Raw genomic sequence first — 20590 nt, forward strand, 5'->3', positions numbered from 1 at the left:
CCGATGGAGTATTGGCATCTGCCGAGGTTTTCGCCTGATACGGAGATAAACTCATGATTTTCAATGTCCAAAATTTTGGCGCCAAAGGAGATGGCATCACTGACGATACGGCTGCGATACAAAATGCAATTGATGCGGCGGCCGCTGCAGGCGGGGGACAGGTGTACATGCCGACCGGAACTTATATCGTTTCGGGAGGTGAGGAACCCTCCGACGGCTGCCTGATGCTCAAGAGTAACGTCTACCTTTACGGCGACGGCATGGGCGCAACCACCGTCAAGGTGGCTGACGGCTCCGACACCAAGATCACCGGAGTCATCCGCTCCGCCTATGGCGAGCAAACCCACGACTTCGGTGTCAGCAACCTCACCATCGACGGCAACCGTGACAACACCACGGGCAAGATCGACGGTTGGTTCAACGGCTACATTCCAGGCGAAGCGGGCTACGACTCCAACGTCACCCTCGACAGCGTCGAGATCAAGGATTGCTCCGGGTACGGTTTCGACCCCCACGAGCAGACCGTGAACATGGTCATCAGCAACAGCGTGTCCCACGGCAACGGCCTGGACGGTTTCGTTGCCGACTTCCTCAGCGACAGCACCTTCGAAAACAACGTCGCCTACGACAACGACCGGCACGGTTTCAACATCGTTACCAGCACCCACGACTTCACACTCACCAATAACGTTGCCTACAACAACGGCGGCACTGGCATCGTGGTGCAGCGCGGCAGCGAGGACATCCCCTCCCCCAGCAACATCACCATCACCGGTGGCGAGGTGTACGGCAACGGCGCCGAAGGGGTGCTGATCAAACTGTCCAGCGAGGTGACCGTCAGTGGCGTCGACATTCACGACAACGCCAGTGCCGGGATCCGCATCTACGGCAGCAACCACGTCGAGATCATCGACAACACGCTCAACAACAATTCCCTGGGCAGCCCCGTACCGGAGATCATCATCCAGTCCTACGACGACACCCTGGGCGTGTCCGGCAAGTACTTCAACGGCAGCGATAACACCATCCAGGGCAACCTCATCACCGGCAGCAACCTGTCGACCTATGGCGTTGCAGAGCGCAATGAAGACGGCACTGATCGCAACGCCATCATCGGCAACACCATCAGCCACACCAGCAACGGTGCCACGCTGGTCTATGGCGACGGCAGCTACGTCAGCGCCACGGTGCCGATGACCACCGTGCAAGGTACGGCTGGCAACGACACCCTGCTGGGCAGCGCCGCCAGCGAGATTTTCTACGGCGTTGCCGGCAACGACACCCTCCATGGCGGAGCCGGTGGCGACATTCTGGTGGGTGGTGCAGGCATCGACAAACTCACCGGCGGTACCGGCGCCGATACGTTCCGTTTCGCCGCTCAGTCCGACAGTTACCGCAACGCGACCACAAGCTTTGATGACACCATCACTGACTTCGACGTCACCCAGGACAAGATCGACCTCGCCGGCCTCGGCTTCACAGGCATAGGCAATGGCCGTGGCGGCACCCTGCAGGTCAGCTACAGCGCCAGCAGCGACCGCACCTACATCAAGGACTACGACGCCGACGCCAGTGGCAATCGTTTCGAGCTGATCCTCTCGGGCAACCTGACCAGCACCCTGACGGCCAATAACTTCATCTTTAATCGGGTGATCACCGGCACCAGCGGCAGCGACTCATTGTTGGGCAGCGATTCGGCCGACACCCTGTTCGGCCTGGCGGGCAACGACAGCCTCAGTGGCGGCGCGGGCGACGACAAACTCGACGGCGGCGCCGGCATGGACACCCTCACCGGCGGTGCCGGGTCGGACACGTTCGTGTTTTCCAATCGCCTGGACAGTTACCGCAACTACAACACCGGCGGTGCCAACCTTGGCGACCTGATCACCGATTTCGATTTCACCGCCGACAAGATCGACCTCTCGGCCATGGGTTTCACCGGCCTGGGGGATGGCAAGAACAACACCGTATACCTGGTGCTCAACAGTGCCGGCACCAAGACGTACATCAAGTCCCTGACCGCCGACGCCAATGGCAACCGCTTCGAAGTGGCACTGGACGGCAACCACCTCGACAAACTGACCAGCGCCAATTTCATCTTCGCCACCTCGTCACCGACCAACCAGGCGCCGGTGCTGACCACGCCGCTGCTGGATCAGAACGCCACCGAAAACACCGTGTTCAGCTACGTGGTGCCGGCCACCAGCTTCACCGATCCGGACAATGACAGCCTCAGCTACACCGCCACCCTGGCCGATGGCAGCGCCCTGCCCGCGTGGCTGAGCTTCAATGCCAGCAACCTGACCTTCACCGGCACGCCGATCAGCACCGCGTCCGGTAATTACAATGTGCTGGTCAGAGCCACGGACCCGACCGGTGCATCGGTCAGCGATAGCTTCGCCCTGGCGGTGGCCGATGCGCCCGCCAACACCGTCACCGGCACCAACAATGCCGAAACCCTCAACGGCACGGCGGGTGCCGACCTGATCCTTGGCCTCGGTGGCAATGACACGATCAAGGCCGGCACTGGCGCCGACACCGTCGACGGCGGCGCCGGACGCGACTCACTGTACGGCGGCGACGGTGCCGACACCTTCCGCTACAGCAACGTGCTCGACAGCTACCGCGACTACGACACCGGCGGTGTCACGGCCACCGACACGATTTATGACTTCACCGCCGGCGTCGACAAGATCGATGTTTCGGGCCTGGGCTTTCTCGGCCTCGGCGATGGCAGCAATGGCACGTTGTACATCACCCTCAACGCGGCCGGCGACAAGACCTACATCAAGTCCGCCGAAACGGATGCCGATGGCAATCGTTTTGAAATCGCGCTCTTCGGCAACTACCTCAACACCCTGACCGCCAGCGACTTCGTGTTCGGCGAGAGCACCCAGCAGGACATCCTCTATCTGCCCACCCTCGGCCAATCCAATGCGCGCCTGCTGCGCATGACGGAGGACGACGGTCAGTCCGGCACCTCGATGCTGGTCAACGACCTGGACCGCTACACCCCCTATGACGTGCGCAGCCAGTTCACCGATGCCGATGGCAACGGCATCGACATCGCGGTGGGCGGCAGCACGGTCACCGGCCTGTCGACGCTGAGCGCCGGGGAACTCGAGTTGTGCTGGTGGCTGACCGACACCAACCAGCCCGGGGCCGCGTTGTTGCGCGCCGTGACGCTGCTGCGGGGTCAGCTCAGCGAACTGCAATCGATCAGTAACGTCACCATGGGCATCATTTGGGGCCAGGGCGAGGAAGCTGCCCAGGAGATCGCCCGAGCCACGGACAAAGCAGCGGCAGCAGCGGCGTACAAGGCCGCGACCCTGAAGGTGTTTGATTACCTGCATGCCCAGTTCGGCAACTTCAGCGTGTACATGATGGAAACCGGTCACTACGAACAGGACGCAGCGCGTGCCCGTGGTTATTCGGAGGAGAAAATTGCCTCCATCGTCGAGGGGGGTGGTTATGTCCGCGCGGCCCAGGAAGCCATCGCCGCCGAGCGCGCCGACGTCAAGCTGGCGGTGGACTACACCGACCTCCCCTTGCGCTACGAAGTCGATCCGCTGGCGTATCCTGACGACGTCTGGCACCTGCACGAAGAGTCGGCTGAGATCGTCGGCCAGCGCCTGGCCGACTACATTGCCAATGACCTTGGCTTCGAGGGCAACCCCGACGACAACAACAGCGTGCAGGACATTTTCGACAACGCCCGGAACATGATTTCCGGTACCGACCAGGCGGATACCCTGGTGGGCAGCTCGGGCAACGACACGCTGGATGGCAAACTGGGCGCCGACACCATGACCGGTGGCAATGGCAACGATATCTATGTGGTCGACAACGCGTTCGACCGCGTGGTGGAAACCAGCACCTCGACCTCGCAGATCGATACGGTGCAGGCTTCCGTCAGCTGGACCCTGGGCGCCAATCTCGAGAACCTGGTGCTCACCGGCGTGTCGGACATCAACGGCACCGGCAATGAGCGGCACAACTTCATCACCGGCAATGCCGCCAATAACGTGCTCAATGGTGCCGCAGGGGCCGACAGCATGAGCGGCGGCGATGGCAACGACACCTATCATGTCGACAACGCCGATGACACCGTGATCGAGACCAACAGCAGTGCGGCGCCTGGAGGAGTCGACAGTGTGCACAGCAGCCTGGCGGCCTTTACCCTCAGCAATAATGTTGAACATCTGTATGTCGATAGCACTGGCGCCGCCAATGGCACGGGCAACGCGCTGGACAACACGCTGTTCGCCGGAACCGGCAACAACGTGCTGGACGGACGCGATGGCATTGACACGGTGTCCTTTGAGCGCGCCCCGTCCGGCGTTACCGTAAACCTCTCGACGTCAGCGCAACAAAACACCACGGGTTCCGGGCTCGACACCTTGAAATTCTGCGAAAACCTGACGGGAAGCGCCTACGCCGACAGTCTCTCGGGCAACAGCGCCGCGAACGTTCTGAACGGTGGTGCGGGCAACGATACGCTGGTGGGTGGTTCGGGCGATGACCGGCTGATTGGCGGTACAGGCACCGACAACCTCATCGGTGGCACTGGCGCGGATACCTTCGCGTTCAGTGCGCTGTCTGACATGGGCGTCGGGGCTTTGCGCGATGTGATCAACGGTTTCAAGAGCACCGAGGGCGATCTTCTGGATTTCACCGGCCTGGACGCCAACCCGCTGACCACCGCTGTCGACACCTTCACCTTCATCGGCAGCAATGCCTTCGACCCTGCCAACGCCACCGGTCAACTGCGCTTTGCCAATGGCATTCTCCAGGGCAGTGTCAACGCCGACGCCACCCCCGAGTTCGAAATCCAACTGGTGGGCGTCCAGGAGCTGCACGCCAGCGATTTCACAGCCTTGGGTTAAGCCCACACCCTGCGGGAGCGGGTTCGCCCTGATGCCGGTCAGACGAGGGTGATACTGAACCTGCAGGCGTAAACGATCAGGTGCGCAAGTGCGCACTCATGTAGTCAATGAACACGCGCAACTTGGGCGAGGCATAACGGCTGGCTGGCCACAGCATCCAGAAGACGACCTGGCGGTCAATGTAATCGTCCGGCACGGTGACCAACTGGCCGCTTTCCAGAGTCGACATGGTATTTAGAGAGTCTTTAAATCTGTTGGCTATGTCGGCAAGGAACAACTGTTCTTTTGCGACAAGCGAAAACAACTAGCCTGATTCGATGGAGGAGTATTTTCAACTTTCATCAGGGCGTACCTATGAACACATCCACCATGGCAACGGATTATCTGGTCATCGGCGCGGGGGCAACAGCCATGGCCTTCGTCGATACATTGCTCGATCAGTCGGATGCGAGTGTGCTGATGGTGGATCGACACGCTCAACCTGGTGGACACTGGAACGATGCCTACTCGTTCGTCCGCTTGCACCAGCCGTCTGCCTTCTATGGCGTTAACTCCTGCGAGTTGGGCTCCGGCCAGAAGGACGAATCCGAATGGGGCGGTGGCTTGTATGAATTGGCCTCAGGCGCCGAGATTGTCAGTTACTTCGATCAGCTTATGCATCATCGATTCTTGCCGTCAGGTCGGGTGCGATATTTTCCGATGCACAACTACGAAGGTGATCGCACCGATAGTCATTGCATCACTTCCCTGCTCACCGGCGAACGTAATACTGTCCAGGTCCGAAGGAAGCTGGTGGATGCGACTATTGCACAGGCAGCCGTTCCTTCGACCCATCCTCCGCATTACCGGATAGAGCCCGGTATACGGTGCGTACCGCTCAACGACTTGCCAAAGATCGGACAGCCTTACTTGCGTTACGTGGTGGTGGGGGGAGGAAAGACCGGCATCGATGCCTGTCTGTGGCTGCTGCAGAATGGCGTGGCACCAGGCAGGATTCAATGGATCGTTCCAAACGCCCCCTGGTTGTTGGATCGCGCCAACTTTCAACCCGGCCAGGAGAATGTTGTACGAACGATCGGTAGCCTCGCGAACCAATTCGAAGCAATAGGTGCTGCAGATTCGATCCCGGACCTGTTCCTCAGGCTCGAAAGTGTCGGCGAACTGCTGCGCATCGATCAAGCCGTCGAACCCACCGCCTTCCGTGCTGCGACCATTTCACAGGCTGAGTTGCGTGCGCTACGGCGCATAAGCAATGTAGTGCGCCTGGGGCGAGTGTGCTCGATTGAAGCCAGCCGTATCTCCCTCGAAAGGGGCAGCATCGCTGGAGATCCCGACGCCCTTTATATCGACTGCAGCGCAAGCGCTGTCCCGATTATTCCTGAGGGAAGCGTGAAAGCGTTTGATGGCAATCGCATCAACCTGGTGACAGTCAGCAGTTATCAGATTCTGTTCAGCGCCGCAGTCATCGCATACGTAGAAAGCCACCTCGACGATCAGATGCAGATGAATCAACTATGTGGGTTTGTCCCGCTGCCACGCTCACCGGTGGACTGGGTCAGGATGTGGGCCGCTTATCTGGGCAATCAGCGGCAATGGAAGAACCACGCGGGGTTGTCCAACTGGCTTGCGCAGTGCCATCTGCACCTTTTGCCGACAGTGCTGAGAAGCCTGCAGGAGGGGGATCCTGAAAAGCTTGCCGTGTTGAACCGATTTACTGAAGCCAGGAAAAAAGCCCTGGAAAACATGCCCAGGCTCCTGCAGGCCGTAGCAGGTTTGGCGCAAGAGTCCTGAGCGACTGGAGTCAACCAGAACACCTGCCGCCTTTTGCGTGAGCATGGGCGGATCAGTGGCCATCCTGGTCGTGCTCTGGCGCTGGAGCACTTTCTCGACCTCAAACGCCTTGCACAGCCAGACAAGCGCATGAACCGGACTTTTTCGTCTAACGTCATTGGATGCGTTTGCATGATCCACTTCCTCTGAAAATGGAGTTCAACGATGAAAACAATCGCTTCCTGGTTGACGATTTCGCTTTTTGGTCTGGTGCTTGGCGGCTGTGCCGCGGTGGGTGCCGGGAGCGGAGGCGCTGGCGAGATGGAGATTCGCTCGGGGAAAATCGAGCAGATCACACAGACCCAGATGCAGACCAATCACGATAGCGGCGTCGGTGCCATCTTGGGCGGTATTGGCGGTCTGGGCCTGGGTAGCCTGATCGGCCAGGGTACCGGCCGGGATGTGGCGATGGTCGCCGGAGCCCTCGCGGGGGCGGCAGGCGGCAACTACGTCGAAAAGAAAAAATATGATCAGCCCGTGGACGCACAGCAGATCATCGTTCGCACCCAGAGCGGCGTACTGGTTTCGGTAACGCAGCCGATCAACCCGACGCTGAGAAAAGGCATGAACGTGTACGTCGAGGGTGCCGGAAACGAAGCGCGAGTGGTACCACAAAGCTAGGACGGCTACCGGGCGTTGCGCAGCGGACAAATGAGTCGTCGTCACTTGCTGCGCAACATCCTCATGGCGAGCGAGTTGGGTTGACACTCAATGACTCATGCACAACCTCAGGCCAATTGCTGGCAACCCATGGATCTGTACCTCTTGCGCACTTAAACTTTGAGTCTCTCGCCCTCCTCGCCGATTGTTGAACGGGTTTCATGACTGAGCAAGCCAAGTACCATCACGTGTCCGAAGTACCAGGCCTGGTGCTGGGGTCCGCACGTTTTGCGGATGTCGGCTTCGATCGCCATTACCACCTCGATTTCCACATTGGTTTTGTCACCGAAGGCATCCAGCGTCATCGAGCGAAAGGCGAGTCGTTTCTTTTGGGGCCGGGAAGTGTTGCCCTGATGCCGCCGGGTGAAATCCACGACGGTGTATCCGAGGGCGGCGGCGCTTATACGCTCAAGACATTCCGTCTATCCCAGGCGCTGGTCGCGAGCCTGGCCGAGGAAATCAGCGGTCAACCAAAAGAGCTTGAATTGACCGGTGTGTTGCTCGAAGACACGGGGCTTGCCGGCAACCTGCGCGGGTTGCACGATGCAATGCAGCAGGCCGTTGGCCCCGGCAGCCTCGCGGTGCAGACGCAATGGTTCACCCTCCTTGAACCCCTGTTGAGCCAGTCACGGGCGATCAAGCCCGAAACGATTACCGGCTCGCTATCACCCCTGCAATGGTCTCGCGTCAGGGACTATTGTTTCAGCCACATCGATGAGCGAATCACCCTCGATGATCTCGCCGGACTATGTGGGCTGGGGCGTTTCCCGTTTCTCAAGCAGTTCAAGCGGACCATCGGCATGACGCCCCACGCATGGCTGCTTCGCCTGCGTCTCGAACGGGCGTGTGGCCTGCTGTCTGGCAGTGCGCAACCGATCATCGATGTCGCCCACGCCGTCGGCTTCTACGATCAAAGCCATTTCAACCGCGCCTTTCGACAGGCATTCGGCGTCGCGCCATCACGCTACAGGACTTAGGCCGTCGACCATCGGCGAGCGTCAATTTTTTACAAGCGCAACAACCGTCCCCCTCCATAGGATGCGCCAATCCGGGCGAAACACCTTCGCCTGCGCAGCCGAGAACTGGATGATGAACGGTGAAACAAGCAGACCGCCCGCGCTGGGTTTTTCAAGTGACAACATCGCCGGTGCATCGCCGGAGGTGGCACAAGCCCTCGTCAAACACAGTTCGGGCCAGGCGGGTCCCTATGGCACCGACGAGTTGACGGCACAGGTCAAGCGCAAGTTCTGCGAGATCTTCGAGCGCGACGTGGAGGTCTTTCTCGTGCCCACCGGCACCGCCGCCAACGCCCTGTGCCTGAGTGCGATGACACCACCCTGGGGCAACATCTACTGCCACCCGGCCAGCCATATCAATAACGATGAATGCGGCGCGCCCGAGTTCTTTTCCAACGGCGCGAAGCTGATGACCGTCGACGGCCCGGCGGCCAAGCTGGATATCGTCCGATTGCGCGAGCGCACTCGCGAAAAAATCGGCGACGTACACACGACCCAGCCCGCCTGCGTCAGCATCACTCAGGCCACTGAAGTCGGCAGCATCTACACCCTGGATGAAATCGCAGCCATTGGTGACGTCTGCAAGTCCTCTTCCTTGGGATTGCATATGGATGGATCGCGCTTTGCCAACGCCCTGGTGTCGCTTGGCTGCTCCCCGGCCGAGATGACGTGGAAGGCCGGCGTGGATGCCCTGTCGTTCGGTGCCACCAAGAACGGCGTGCTGGCGGCGGAAGCGATCGTCCTGTTCAACACCTCCCTTGCCACCGAGATGAATTACCGCCGCAAGCGTGCAGGCCATCTCTCTTCCAAGATGCGTTTTCTGTCGGCGCAGATCGATGCGTACCTGACCGACGATCTCTGGCTGCGCAATGCACGCAAGGCCAACGCTGCCGCCCAGCGCCTGGCGCAAGGGCTTGAGGGCCTGGGTGGCGTCGAGGTGCTCGGCGGCACCGAGGCGAACATCCTGTTCTGCCGGCTGGACTCGGCAATGATCGATGCGCTGCTGAAGGCCGGCTTCGGGTTCTACCATGATCGCTGGGGACCGAATGTCGTTCGCTTTGTCACCTCGTTCGCGACCACCGCCGAGGATGTCGATCACCTGTTGAACCAGGTAAGGCGAGCTGCTGACCAGCCACAAGAACGTTAGTTGATCGCAAGTGGCGGCTGTGCTCGCTCTGGTTTCAATGAGCAGCCGCCAAAGCGGAGTTTACGCCTTCGATGTCATTTACCGCCCGGGCCCGGCTTCGATGTGGTTGAATTGACTGCTTCGCTCAACAATGCTCAGCACAGGAGACATCCGCTTGAGCCTGGAAGCAGAATGCATCTCGAGCCGCCCGCGATGAAAATCGGCGTCATCTCCGACACCCACGGCTTGCTCCGCCCCGAAGCCATTGCCGCCCTGCAAGGCTGTGATCGCATCCTTCACGCGGGTGACATCGGTAGCGAGGCGATCCTCGACCAATTGGCCGCAATCGCGCCGGTGGATGCGGTGCGGGGCAACAATGACCTGGACGCATCCTGGGCGCGGGAGTTGCCCGATTGTCTGCACCTGGAGTTCAACGGCTGGACGGTGCTGCTGGTGCATGACATCGCCGACGTGGCGGCCGATCTTGATAGCCGCATCAAGCTGGTGATCACCGGTCATTCGCACAAACCGCGCATCGACTGGCGCGGTGAACGGCTATTCCTGAATCCAGGCAGTGCCGGGCGCCGACGCTTCAAGTTGCCTGTCACCCTGGCGTTGCTTGAGGTGGTTGACCAGTCAATCGAACCGCGGCTGGTGTCGCTGCTCGACTGAATCGCCGTCACCGTTCGATTCACGACTCGCCGGCAACCACCCTCACTCTGTGGCAGTCGGACGGTCCAAGTTTTTGGCCGCTCGAGGAGCGAACTTCAATCGGCATCAGGGACTGGCCGTACTCATTGTCCAACAGCACTGAACGCGTCTCGTCCCCCGTGAACAGAAACCGTTCGCCCCACTGCCTCATACTGACCACCACAGGAAAGATCTCACGCCCTTTCTCCGTCAGTACGTATTCCTTGTAGGCACTTCCATCCGACGCCGGTTGAACGTCGAATACACCGACCTCAACCAACGTCTTCAGGCGCGATGCCAGAATGTTCCTGGCCACCCCCAGGCTTTTTTGAAATTCGCTGAATCGGCGAATGTCGTCAAACGCGTCGCGAATGATCATGAGCGACCAACGATCCCCGATGGCTTCCAGTGTTCGTGCTACCGGGCATTCGCTGCTTGGCGATGAAGGGTCTACGACCATCGTGTTTACCTTTTTGGATAACGACTGCCAAGTCCGTCGACCGGTCTTGAGCAATGTGGTTGCAATATGAAACCTGATTCGACAACAATGAATCCAGTTGCTAATTGAAACCAGTTTAGCGCCACGGAGGCTCACGTGAAAGCAGTTACCGATTCAGCCACCCATCCTTTCCTCGCGCAGGCTTCGGGGCTTTCTGCGCAACTCACGTTTCTATTTTCTGTCACCTGCGCGCTTGCCGTCGCCAACGTCTACTTCGCACAACCCTTACTCGATTCAATGGCCCGCAGCCTTGATGTTGCCCCATCAATGATCGGGTTTGTGGTGACGGCGACTCAAGTCGGTTACGCGCTGGGGTTACTGTTCATCGTCCCTCTGGGCGACTTGTTAAACCGTAAAGGGCTGATTCTGACGCAAATGCTGCTGTCTGCGATTGCGCTGGCGGGAGTCGGCGCTGCACAGCAATGGCTGACCCTGTTGGGGGCCATGATCGCCGTGGGTTTGCTGGCAGTGATGGTTCAAGTGCTGGTGGCCTGCACCGCCGCGCTGGCAACGCCGTCACAACGTGGTCAGGCCGTGGGAACCGTCACCAGTGGCATTGTCCTGGGCATTCTTCTGGCGCGCTTCACGTCCGGGCTGATCGCCGATCTGGCGGGCTGGCGCGCTGTGTATTTCGCTTCCTCTGGATTGATGCTGACCCTCGCGGCGGTGTTCTGGAAAGTGTTGCCTGCGGCAGTGACGCCACGCAGTCGATACACCTATCCGACACTCATCCGCTCGCTCTTCACGCTGTTCATGACCGAACCGGTGTTGCGCATCAGGGGCCTGCTGGCCTTGTTGATCTTCGCCGCTTTTTCCGTGCTTTGGACATCCATGGTGCTGCCGTTGAGCGCCCCACCACTGTCGCTTTCGCACACGGTCATCGGCCTGTTTGGCCTGGCGGGCGTCGCCGGCGCCCTTGCGGCCAGAAGATCCGGGCGCTGGGCCGACCAGGGTTTTGGGCAACGCGTCACCGGCGTTTCTCTGGCGATCCTGACGCTGTCCTGGCTGCCCATCGCCTTTGCACAGTCGTCACTGATCGCGTTGGTTTGTGGAGTGGTCTTGCTCGACTTCGCTGTGCAGGCCGTACACGTCACCAACCAGAGCCTGATTTTCGCGGCACGGCCCGACGCCCATAGCCGCATGGTCGGCGCCTACATGTGCTTTTACTCGGTGGGCAGCGCGCTGGGTGCCGCCGCCGCGACGCAGGTTTATGCGCTATGGGGGTGGATTGCCGTCAGCTTGCTGGGCGCTTCGATCAGTGTGACGGCCCTGGTGCTGTGGTTGTTCACCTTTCAACTGTCAACGGGTTCCAAAGCCGACCATGCGCCTGAGTCAAGCATCGACCTGCAACTCATGCAGAAGAAACCCCAGTGAATCCGGGGCTGCGCAATGACTTTTTGCCGAGCGTTGTTCATCCCACGACATAGCATCATCGGTGCAGAAATCTCCAACACACTCCATGCTCAACTCGCCATCGAGAAGTCCAAGCGGAATCCAGTAGTAAGGCGTTTCGCGAAGAACATTAGGCACGGTCGAGCCACATCGTGAGCAAAAGTCATTTCTGTACCCGCTGGGTTTGAGCCACCCCGTGATCGTCCCTTGCCCTTGCTCCCACCGAAAGTCGCAAGCGTTGACCAGCGTGGCAAGATTATGGCCAACCCCGGTTTGCTTGCGGCACAGGGTGCAATGGCAGCGATAGAAAAATCGGGGTTCAACCGCCAGGGAAAAACGTACCGCCCCGCAAAGACATTGCCCTGATGCCATGAGTATCTCCCTTGAAAAATGCTTCATCCGTATTTGCCGGTTAGTGGGTTGGTACTGGAAAAGGGGGGCTGTCCTGTTACTGGCCCCCTGTTGCCATGTCGGCTTGGCAAAATGATAACCTTGGGCTTTTCCTACCCCTGTTTTACGCAGCTCCCCACTACCCCCCTGCATTTCAATGACGTTGAACCTATCAGTCGTCGTTGTCATCGCGATCACGGTAGCGACGGTGATCGCGATCATAGTCCCTGCGATCATAGTCACGGTCATAACCTCGATCATCGTCCCCTCTCTGGTCGTAACCACGTCGATGGTCATGATCGTGATATCGCCCGTACCGCTCTCCGTCATCCCAGTGCGGGCCGCACCCTCCCAACAAGACGGCGCTGGAAATGGCCACGATCAAGATTACTGCGCGATTCATATGAACGTCCTAAACGTCGGAAGTATGGAAGGGTCATGGCTGCTCGAAACCTTCGTCCGAGCAGTGTTCAGACATAGCTATGACCATTCGGTAACCCAATGATTCCGCTGAAAAATACAAACAAGTGACAGTCACTCTCCCATCGAATGCCCGACGAGACAGCCCGGGCCTGTCATCAATAGCCAAGGGGCTGTCGTCGAATGAAAAGCGCCCCTGATAAGGCGGCTATCTAATGGCAGTACTGAAAAAGTCTCTGGTGATGAGTCGACGTAAGCGACTGCTGCGCCTGAGTCACGAGTTGCCTGGTACGCCAGGCAGGAGAATAACAATATGACATTCGTGAAAAGTCTTCTGGCTGCCGTACCCCTCATGGCGCTGGCGATCGATGCCCACGCCTATGTATCGAGCCAGGAAGCCGCCCGGCTGGGCACCAGCCTGACGTGGGTGGGAGCCGAAAAGGCCGGTAATGCCGACGGTTCCATTCCGCCCTACAACGGTGGCCTGACCACTGCGCCGCCCGGTTTCAAGACCGGCGACAGCATGCGCCCGGACCCCTTCGCGGGCGAAAGACCGTTGCTGGTGATCAACAGCAAGAACGTCGAAGCTTACAAAGGCATGCTGACCGCCACCACTGTAGCGTTGGCCAAGCGCTACCCCGCCTTTCGCGTCGACGTCTATCCGACCCACCGCACGGCATCGCTCCCACAGGCGGTACTGGACAACAGCCGCAGAAATGCCACCAACGCCAGGTCCCTCAACGGCGGGATCGCCATCGACAATGTGATGCCCGGGGTGCCTTTCCCGATCCCGCAATCCGGCGCCGAAGCGATGTGGAATTTCCTGCTGCGCTACCAGGGCGTCAACATCCATTCCAAGTACGACTCCTGGAGCGTCGACACGGCGGGCGTACCGAGCCTGGCGGTCACCGGCGAGGCATTCGTCTCCTTCCCGATCTACGAGAACCTGTCGAAACCGTTCAACAGCTCCGACATCTACTATCAGTTGAAACTGTCCTATACCGGACCTGCGCGCCGAGCCGGCGAATCGATCATGCTCAAGAACGCGACCAACCCGGCGGAGTTCCCTGGCCGCGCCTGGCAGTACATGCCTGCCCAGCGCCGCGTCAAACAGATTTCGATCCTGGCCTACGACACCCCCAACCCCGGTACTGCCCGTGCACTCGAGCTGTACGACTGGACGCTGGTGGGCAAGCAGGAAATGATCGTGCCCTACAACACTTACAAACTCACCTACGCTCGCGCTGCCAAGTCGCTGACCACGCCTGACTTCATTTCCCCGGACTTCGTACGCTGGGAAAAGCACCGGGTCTACGTCGTGGAGGGCAACCTCAAGCCGGGGGCGAAGCACATCTACCAGAAACGCCGCTTCTACCTGGATGAAGACACCTGGGCCGCGGTGGCCTCCGATCAGTACGACACCAGTGGCCAGCTATACCGCGGCTCCTTCGCGTTCTTCAGCCAGAGCTACGACCAGCAGGTCCCGGACGCCACCCCTTTCATGACTTACGACCTGTCCAAAGGCACCTACAACATCAATGGCGTGGTGGGCCCCCATGGCGGCATCCGCTACATCGAGCCGCTATCGACGGCGCAGTGGGTGCCAGAATCCATGGCGGGTGCCGGTATCCGTTAGGTCCGCGGCGAAGCAACTCCCGATCATGCATGACCGATGAATAACAAAGCCCCCAGGTTCAAAAGAACCAGGGGGCTTGAGACTTCGGGTGAATGTTTTCGTGCAGATATGGAGCGATTGCAACAGGCCAACCGTAGCGTTTGTCCTTGAAAAACGGGACTCTAATAACCCTTGAAACGATCAACCTCATTCAAGAATGGTCTACCCTCTCGCTCTCTCTGAAGGTTCTCGACGATCACTGCCACACCCCCTTCAATCTGCACATCACTCGCGATGTGCGGGGTCAACAGTACTCGAGGGTGTTTCCAAAAAGGGTTGCCCGGGGACGCAGGTTCCTGTGCCAGGACATCCAGCACTGCGCCTCCCACGCGGCCTTCATTGAGCGCTGCAAGCAGATCTTGCTCAACCAGGTGGGCACCACGCCCCACGTTGATCAGCCCCGCTCCCTGAGGCAGTCGAGCTAGCGTTGCAGCATTGAGTATGCCCTTTGTTTCGGGGGTCAGCGGCAACATGTTCACAACGATGTCGCACTGAGCTAAAAACTCATCCAGTTGCCCAGGTCCGACATAACAACGCCCTCCAGGAACATCCTTCAAGGAGCGATTCCAGCCACTGAGTTGAAATCCCAATGGTTGAAGACGACCAAGCGCAGCTCGCCCCAGATTACCAAGCCCCATGACGCCAACTCGCCGCTGCGAAGCGAGCACGATTGGCCTGGGTTGCCAGCGTCCTTCGCGTTGATCCTGCTGATACGCGAGGATGTCTCGATGCAGGGCAAGGACGGCAAACAAAACATACTCGGCCATGATGCCGGCCATCGAGTCATCAACCAGTCGGACGAGCGAGACCCCTGCCGCCAAACCGGCCAGATCGAACTGATCGACGCCAGCCCCCGCAGCGTAAAGGACTCGAAGATTGCAAAACTGATCAGCAAATTTGGGGAGAGGCTCCCAGGCCAGGAGGTAACGCACCTCTGCCGGGTTACCTGCATCAGGCCATTCGCGGAACTCCAGTTCAGGCGCCATCGATGACAGGCAATCACGCCACTTCTGCGCATCGGCCGGGTCTGCCATGTACAGGATGCACATTGAAAGCTCCTTGTCCGCAATCGGGAAACAACCACTGTTTTTTCAGAGTGGCCCCGTCAGATAGTTGATGAACCGCCGAAAAAGCTCGGCGTTCGTGGAAATATCGAGGCGCTGGTAAATATTGTGCTTGTGAACCTTCACGGTGCCTTCCGATATGTTCAGCACGGCGGCAATCGACGTATTGCTATGGCCTTGCAGGATCAGTTTCGCGATATAGCGCTGGGTCTCCGTAAGCTGTCCCTGGAGGATGTGAACGAACGCATCTTCGGATCTCGCCTCGGTACTTTCCGAGCCCATGTAAAAATCGCTGTGCTTGAGCCGGCAATGCAGTTCCAGCAACGAATTGATAACCGGTGCCAGTGTTTCCAGCGCATTCATTTCCCCGGTCAGGAAGGCTCCATTCCTGAGGTTCCTCATCATCGAATAAACGATGGCGACTCGTGCCTGGACGGGAATGATGAAGCCAATTTCTTCTATCAGCGTGCCATGCTCGGACGACACGCAGGGATGCAGATCCTTGGAGATTGAAAACCCCGAAGAAAAGAAACTGTCGGGTGCCAAATCCCTCATCCGCCAGAGGCCGGCTGGATGATTATTGATGCAAGCGACATAGAACGGGTCTAGCAGGTAGCCGCCTCGAATGTAGGCATTCAGCGTTTTCTCCGGCACCGACTTGTTGTACCCGTTGTGTATCAGGATGGGCGGGTGATTGAAGCGGAACAGATAGCCGCAGCTCATATCGAAGCCCAGGATACTTCTCAGCGCTGAATCAATGGACGCGCCCATCCGCTCCGAGCCCACGGCACTGATCAGGGTTGAGAGCATTTTCGCGTCACTGGCTTTCATATTGACCACACTTGTTCTGCAAAAATGGAACTTCCCAATGGCGCAAATGTAAACGCACGACAGCATGCCAGGCCATCGTGCGTGACTTCGAGCTCAACCCGGGAACCGCAGGTCTCAGGTCAACTCAGGGGCAGCGCCGAGTCCACTCTCCTTGATGTCCTTCTCGCCCAGTTCCAGCGCCTTGGGCACCGCAAGCCAATAGGCAAGCATCATGCCGATCAGGCCGCCGCTGAGTTTGCCGATGATCAGGGGAAGAATGAGCGAAGGCTGGAAGTTGGCGGAGTAAGCCAGATGGTCGCCAAAGGTGAACGCTGCACAAACGGAAAAGGCAATCACCAGTACTTTGTCCTTGGGCGGCATGTCGGCCACCAAGCGGAACATCGCCAGTATGTTCGCCGAAGCCGCGAGCAGACCTGCCGCGCCCATAGGAGAAAGCCCCAATACAGCGGCCACTTTCTCTATGGGCTTTGAAAGGAAACGCTTGATCAGGTAGACCATCGGGAAGGCACCGCACAACATGATGCCGACATAACCTGCGATTTCGAGCGCCCGGAATTGATCTTCCTTGTCGGCAATGATGGGGGCGAAACCCCAAGTGCCGAATACCGAACTGAAGAACGAGGTGAAGTACTCGACGATCGAGGCCACCAATACCAGGGTCACGACACCGTATACGACCTGACCAAGCCTCAAGAACAACAGCACCATCAGGTTCGGGAAGTAGCGCAATGCGGCGGCCAGTGCACCGCAGAACAGAATCAACGGCATCAGGTTCTGAACCAGCATGCCAAGATTGAAATGCAATGCCTGAGTGGCCTCGCCCGCCGTGGCAATGTCCGGCCTTACACCCAGTCCAAGAAACTGCATGCCCATTGCAATAATGATGATGCTGATCGGAATGCTCAGCAGGCCCGCCATGATGCCCAGCGCCATGTACTTGTGATCGGCCTTGTTGAGCATCGCAAGGCCAACGGGGATGACGAAGATCACGGTCGAGCCGGACTGGAACCCGGTTATCAGCCCCAGGATCCAGCCTTCGGGGCTTTGGGACAGGGCATGAGCCAATTGATACCCACCCAGATCAGAGGCGATGAATATCGGCCCGGCGATACCCGCATCCGCGCCCATGGCGAGAAACATCGGAGCCAGGACCTGGCTTATGAAACTGGAGATGAAGGGGATGGCGGCCATGATCCCTGCCACAGGCAGGAAGATCGGTCCAATGCTGTGGATACCTGCGTTGAATTCCTTTCCGAGTTCGGACTCTGCATTGACGATGGAGGCTATGCCGCCAATAACGGCGCACACCATGATGATATAAATGACATACGTACCTATATGTTCCATTGCTGCCTCTGCTATTTAAGAGTTTTTGTTTGGCAGAATTCAGGTGCAAACGAATTTATTATTGGTGGTCAGTGTTCCGGCTCAGAGCGCGGTGTATCCGTTATCGACGAAAAGATGCGTGCCGTTGACGAAGCTTGAATCATCGCTGGCCAGGAACAGAGCCGCAGATGCCACCTCGCCGGGCTCACACAGACGCCCCTGCATCGCCCCGATTGCCTCGTCGCTAGCGTCCACGCCAAACCGGCGAAGCAGATCAAGCTCGCGCTGGCCATGGGCGGTACTGATAAACCCAGGGCAAATGGCATTGCTGCGAATGTTTCGATCGCGGTACTCGACCGAGATGGCCCGCGAGAACATATGGCAGGCCCCTTTGGTGGTGCAGTACAAGACTTCCATGGGCGTACCGACCACACCGGAGATAGAAGAGGTGCAGATGATGCTGCCACCGCCCGACTCGATCATCCCCGGCAGGACAGCCTTGGTGACGAGGAACATGCTCTTGACGTTGATGCTCATCAGGCGATCCCAGTCGGCCTCGCTGGTTTCCAGGAACGGCCCGGCGGAAATCGTCCCGGCATGGTTCATCAACACCGTAATGGCGCCAAAGCGCTCCTCGGCTTGCCTGACAGCGCGATTGACCTGATCGGCCACCGACACATCCGCAGGCAGGAAACAGGCTACGCCGCCAGCCGCGTTAATCCGCGCGGCGACCGCTTCGCCCTGGCTGGTTGGCAGATCCAGGATCGCGACCTTCGCGCCCTCCCTGGCAAACAATTCCGAAACGGCCAGGCCACAACCCCCTGCCCCACCACTGATCAACGCTACTTTGCCTACCAGTCGACCCATTTTTGGTTTTCCTTATTGAAATCGAAGTGAAGTTTGCGATTTCAAGCTAAGTGCCAGCGACAGGACACGTCCATATATCGACCGATATACAAGACTTCAACCTATTGTTTTTACTTGTTTTTTAGTACTGAAAGATATCGAGCAGCGACGACTGGCTTGCCGTCGCTGCTCGATCAGGGGGTTCAATCTCTAATGAATTACGACTTTGCTGAAGCGGACGACCAGGCCGTCTTTTGGGCGTGACGACGAGTATTCATCAGCCCCAATGCGATGATCACGATCGTCAAGGCCCCGGTAGAAAGCACCTCGCTACGGTGCGCGGGCATCGCGACCATAACGCCCAAGGCGAAAACGATAAAACCGATGACCAGCCACGTCAGCCAAGGGAACAACCACATCTTGAATTCGATCAGGGCACTGGATTTTTCCAGCTTCGCTCGCATGCGCAATTGTGAGAACGCAATCACCAGATACACCAGCAGGGCAATGGCACCGGAACTGGCGAGCAGGAACGCGAACACCTGCGACGGTGCAAAGAAATTCAATGCTGTTGTGGCGATACCGATTACCGTACTGGCGATCACGGCACCCCGCGGTACGCCGGCCGATGACGTGCGCTGTAGAAAGCCAGGCGCTTCATTACGCTTGCTCAGCGAGTAGACCATTCGGGAGGAGATGTAGATCGCGGAGTTCAAGCAACTGGCAACGGCAAACAACACCACAATATCAACGATGGTTTTCGCGAAGGGTACATTCATGATCTCCAACGCTCGCTGATACGACCCTTGCACTGGTAGCAACGGGTCATTCCATGGCACCACGGAAATGATCACAAAAATCGAGAGCAGGTAGAAAATGCAGATTCGCCAGATGACCGACTTGGTCGCCCGGGCGATATTCTTAGCCGGATCCTTCGATTCCGCCGCTGCGATAGTGACCGCTTCCGTGCCGACGAAACTGAACATGGTGGTCAGCAACGCGCCGATGATGGCTTCCCAACCGTTGGGCATGAAGCCGCCGAACTCAGTCACTAGACGACTGACACCGCTGACTTCCCGACCGGGTAAAACCCCAGCAATGGCACAGGCTCCAAGCGCAATGAAGGAGACGATGGCTATCACCTTGACCATGGCGAACCAGAACTCGAATTCGCCGTATTTGGCGACGCTGAAGAGGTTCGTCAGGGTGAGCAAAGCGGTTACGCCTACCGCGAACACCCATGTTTCGACCTGAGGGAACCAGCTGTTGAGCACAACGCCAGCGGCAATGGCTTCAAGCGGAATCACCAACACCCAGAACCACCAATACAACCAACCAATGGTAAAGCCGGCCCAAGGCCCGATGGCGCGGTCGGCATAGGTGGAAAACGAGCCCGTATCGGGACTGGCGACCGCCATCTCGCCGAGCATTCGCATCACCAGTACCACCAGCAGCCCCGCCAAGGCGTAGGCGACGATCGCTGATGGCCCGGCTGCCGCGATGGCGTGGCCCGAGCCGATAAAAAGCCCCGCGCCGATGATGCCGGCAATGGAAAGCATGGTGACATGCCGCTGTTTGAAGCCAGCGGCCAGATTGTCATCCGTTGTTAGTTTACTGTTAGTTGACATTAGTGAGCCCTTGTTATTTTTTTGGAGGCGAGCTGCCGCAATTCAATGACTTACAAATATGTTTGCAAGTATCAACTCTGAACTTTGGGAACAGCGTATTTCTAATGCTGTGGAACGTGAGGGTCAGGCTGGAAAGAACGAGATTTAAGAATCTGAGGTTTTATAGTCATGCATAATGCACCTCTTGTAATTTTAAGAATCATCACAATTCAAATCCTTATGACGGCCACGATGCTACGGCTTGCCCTGAGTCGCCGAATCGACTGGGTACGTCACTCGCTTATCTGTTTGCGACACAACGCCTCGCCAGC

17 protein-coding genes are annotated in these 20590 nt (G+C 58.4%); 8 read left to right on the forward strand and 9 right to left on the reverse strand.

What is annotated here, in order from left to right:
* The first annotated feature begins 53 nt into the window (after positions 1-53).
* Positions 54-4886 carry a M10 family metallopeptidase C-terminal domain-containing protein gene (locus tag AC1Q6Y_RS08715; protein ID WP_492624398.1) on the forward strand — a complete coding sequence of 1611 codons (4833 nt, stop codon included), beginning with the start codon at positions 54-56 and terminating at the stop codon, positions 4884-4886.
* A 76-nt stretch (positions 4887-4962) separates the two neighbouring features.
* On the opposite strand, the gene AC1Q6Y_RS08720 is transcribed toward AC1Q6Y_RS08715, so the two are convergent.
* Positions 4963-5115, reverse strand: coding sequence for a hypothetical protein (locus AC1Q6Y_RS08720; RefSeq protein ID WP_492624399.1), 153 nt, complete (start codon positions 5113-5115; stop codon positions 4963-4965).
* A gap of 125 nt (positions 5116-5240) precedes the next feature.
* On the opposite strand from AC1Q6Y_RS08720, the gene AC1Q6Y_RS08725 reads away from it, so the two are divergent.
* From AC1Q6Y_RS08725 to AC1Q6Y_RS08745, 5 genes are all read left to right on the forward strand, one after another.
* Positions 5241-6677 (forward strand): NAD(P)-binding protein, encoded by a 1437-nt coding sequence (locus AC1Q6Y_RS08725; protein ID WP_492624400.1) that lies wholly within the window; start codon positions 5241-5243, stop codon positions 6675-6677.
* 204 nt (positions 6678-6881) lie between these two features.
* Complete coding sequence (locus tag AC1Q6Y_RS08730) at positions 6882-7337, forward strand: glycine zipper 2TM domain-containing protein (RefSeq protein WP_057714847.1); 456 nt, start codon at positions 6882-6884, stop codon at positions 7335-7337.
* 200 nt (positions 7338-7537) lie between these two features.
* Positions 7538-8353 (forward strand): AraC family transcriptional regulator, encoded by an 816-nt coding sequence (locus AC1Q6Y_RS08735; RefSeq protein WP_492587052.1) that lies wholly within the window; start codon positions 7538-7540, stop codon positions 8351-8353.
* Positions 8354-8462: 109 nt separating this feature from the next.
* Positions 8463-9539, forward strand: coding sequence for a threonine aldolase family protein (locus AC1Q6Y_RS08740; protein WP_492624401.1), 1077 nt, complete (start codon positions 8463-8465; stop codon positions 9537-9539).
* Positions 9540-9731: 192 nt separating this feature from the next.
* Positions 9732-10190 carry a metallophosphoesterase family protein gene (locus tag AC1Q6Y_RS08745; protein WP_492587155.1) on the forward strand — a complete coding sequence of 153 codons (459 nt, stop codon included), beginning with the start codon at positions 9732-9734 and terminating at the stop codon, positions 10188-10190.
* 19 nt (positions 10191-10209) lie between these two features.
* Here the strand turns inward: AC1Q6Y_RS08745 and AC1Q6Y_RS08750 are convergent, their stop codons facing one another.
* Positions 10210-10668 (reverse strand): winged helix-turn-helix transcriptional regulator, encoded by a 459-nt coding sequence (locus AC1Q6Y_RS08750; protein ID WP_340311894.1) that lies wholly within the window; start codon positions 10666-10668, stop codon positions 10210-10212.
* 135 nt (positions 10669-10803) lie between these two features.
* Here AC1Q6Y_RS08750 and AC1Q6Y_RS08755 point away from each other — a divergent pair, with 135 nt between their 5' ends.
* Positions 10804-12081: an MFS transporter gene (locus AC1Q6Y_RS08755; protein WP_492624402.1), complete on the forward strand. Its 1278-nt coding sequence runs from the start codon at positions 10804-10806 to the stop codon at positions 12079-12081.
* Here AC1Q6Y_RS08755 and AC1Q6Y_RS08760 read toward each other — a convergent pair.
* Positions 12040-12471, reverse strand: a complete 432-nt coding sequence (locus AC1Q6Y_RS08760; RefSeq protein WP_492624476.1) for a GFA family protein — start codon at positions 12469-12471, stop codon at positions 12040-12042. The genes AC1Q6Y_RS08755 and AC1Q6Y_RS08760 overlap by 42 nt on opposite strands.
* Before the next feature lie 190 nt (positions 12472-12661).
* Positions 12662-12892, reverse strand: coding sequence for a hypothetical protein (locus AC1Q6Y_RS08765; protein WP_090455175.1), 231 nt, complete (start codon positions 12890-12892; stop codon positions 12662-12664).
* Positions 12893-13222: 330 nt separating this feature from the next.
* On the opposite strand from AC1Q6Y_RS08765, the gene AC1Q6Y_RS08770 reads away from it, so the two are divergent.
* Positions 13223-14545, forward strand: a complete 1323-nt coding sequence (locus AC1Q6Y_RS08770; protein WP_340311890.1) for a DUF1329 domain-containing protein — start codon at positions 13223-13225, stop codon at positions 14543-14545.
* 161 nt (positions 14546-14706) lie between these two features.
* On the opposite strand, the gene AC1Q6Y_RS08775 is transcribed toward AC1Q6Y_RS08770, so the two are convergent.
* The 5 genes from AC1Q6Y_RS08775 to gabP all read right to left on the reverse strand — a co-directional run bounded on the left by AC1Q6Y_RS08775 (position 14707) and on the right by gabP (position 20279).
* Positions 14707-15633, reverse strand: coding sequence for a 2-hydroxyacid dehydrogenase (locus tag AC1Q6Y_RS08775; protein ID WP_492624403.1), 927 nt, complete (start codon positions 15631-15633; stop codon positions 14707-14709).
* A gap of 42 nt (positions 15634-15675) precedes the next feature.
* Positions 15676-16479 (reverse strand): response regulator transcription factor, encoded by an 804-nt coding sequence (locus AC1Q6Y_RS08780; RefSeq protein WP_154946424.1) that lies wholly within the window; start codon positions 16477-16479, stop codon positions 15676-15678.
* A 114-nt stretch (positions 16480-16593) separates the two neighbouring features.
* Positions 16594-17826: an ethanolamine utilization protein EutH gene (eutH, locus tag AC1Q6Y_RS08785; RefSeq protein WP_218495873.1), complete on the reverse strand. Its 1233-nt coding sequence runs from the start codon at positions 17824-17826 to the stop codon at positions 16594-16596.
* Between the two features lie 81 nt (positions 17827-17907).
* Positions 17908-18672: an SDR family NAD(P)-dependent oxidoreductase gene (locus AC1Q6Y_RS08790; RefSeq protein WP_090455167.1), complete on the reverse strand. Its 765-nt coding sequence runs from the start codon at positions 18670-18672 to the stop codon at positions 17908-17910.
* 197 nt (positions 18673-18869) lie between these two features.
* On the reverse strand, positions 18870-20279 hold the full coding sequence (gene gabP, locus AC1Q6Y_RS08795; RefSeq protein ID WP_492624404.1) for a GABA permease: 1410 nt from the start codon (positions 20277-20279) through the stop codon (positions 18870-18872).
* Positions 20280-20590: the final 311 nt, after the last annotated feature.

It is taken from the genome of Pseudomonas sp. GW823-FHT06E10, assembly GCF_058794995.1.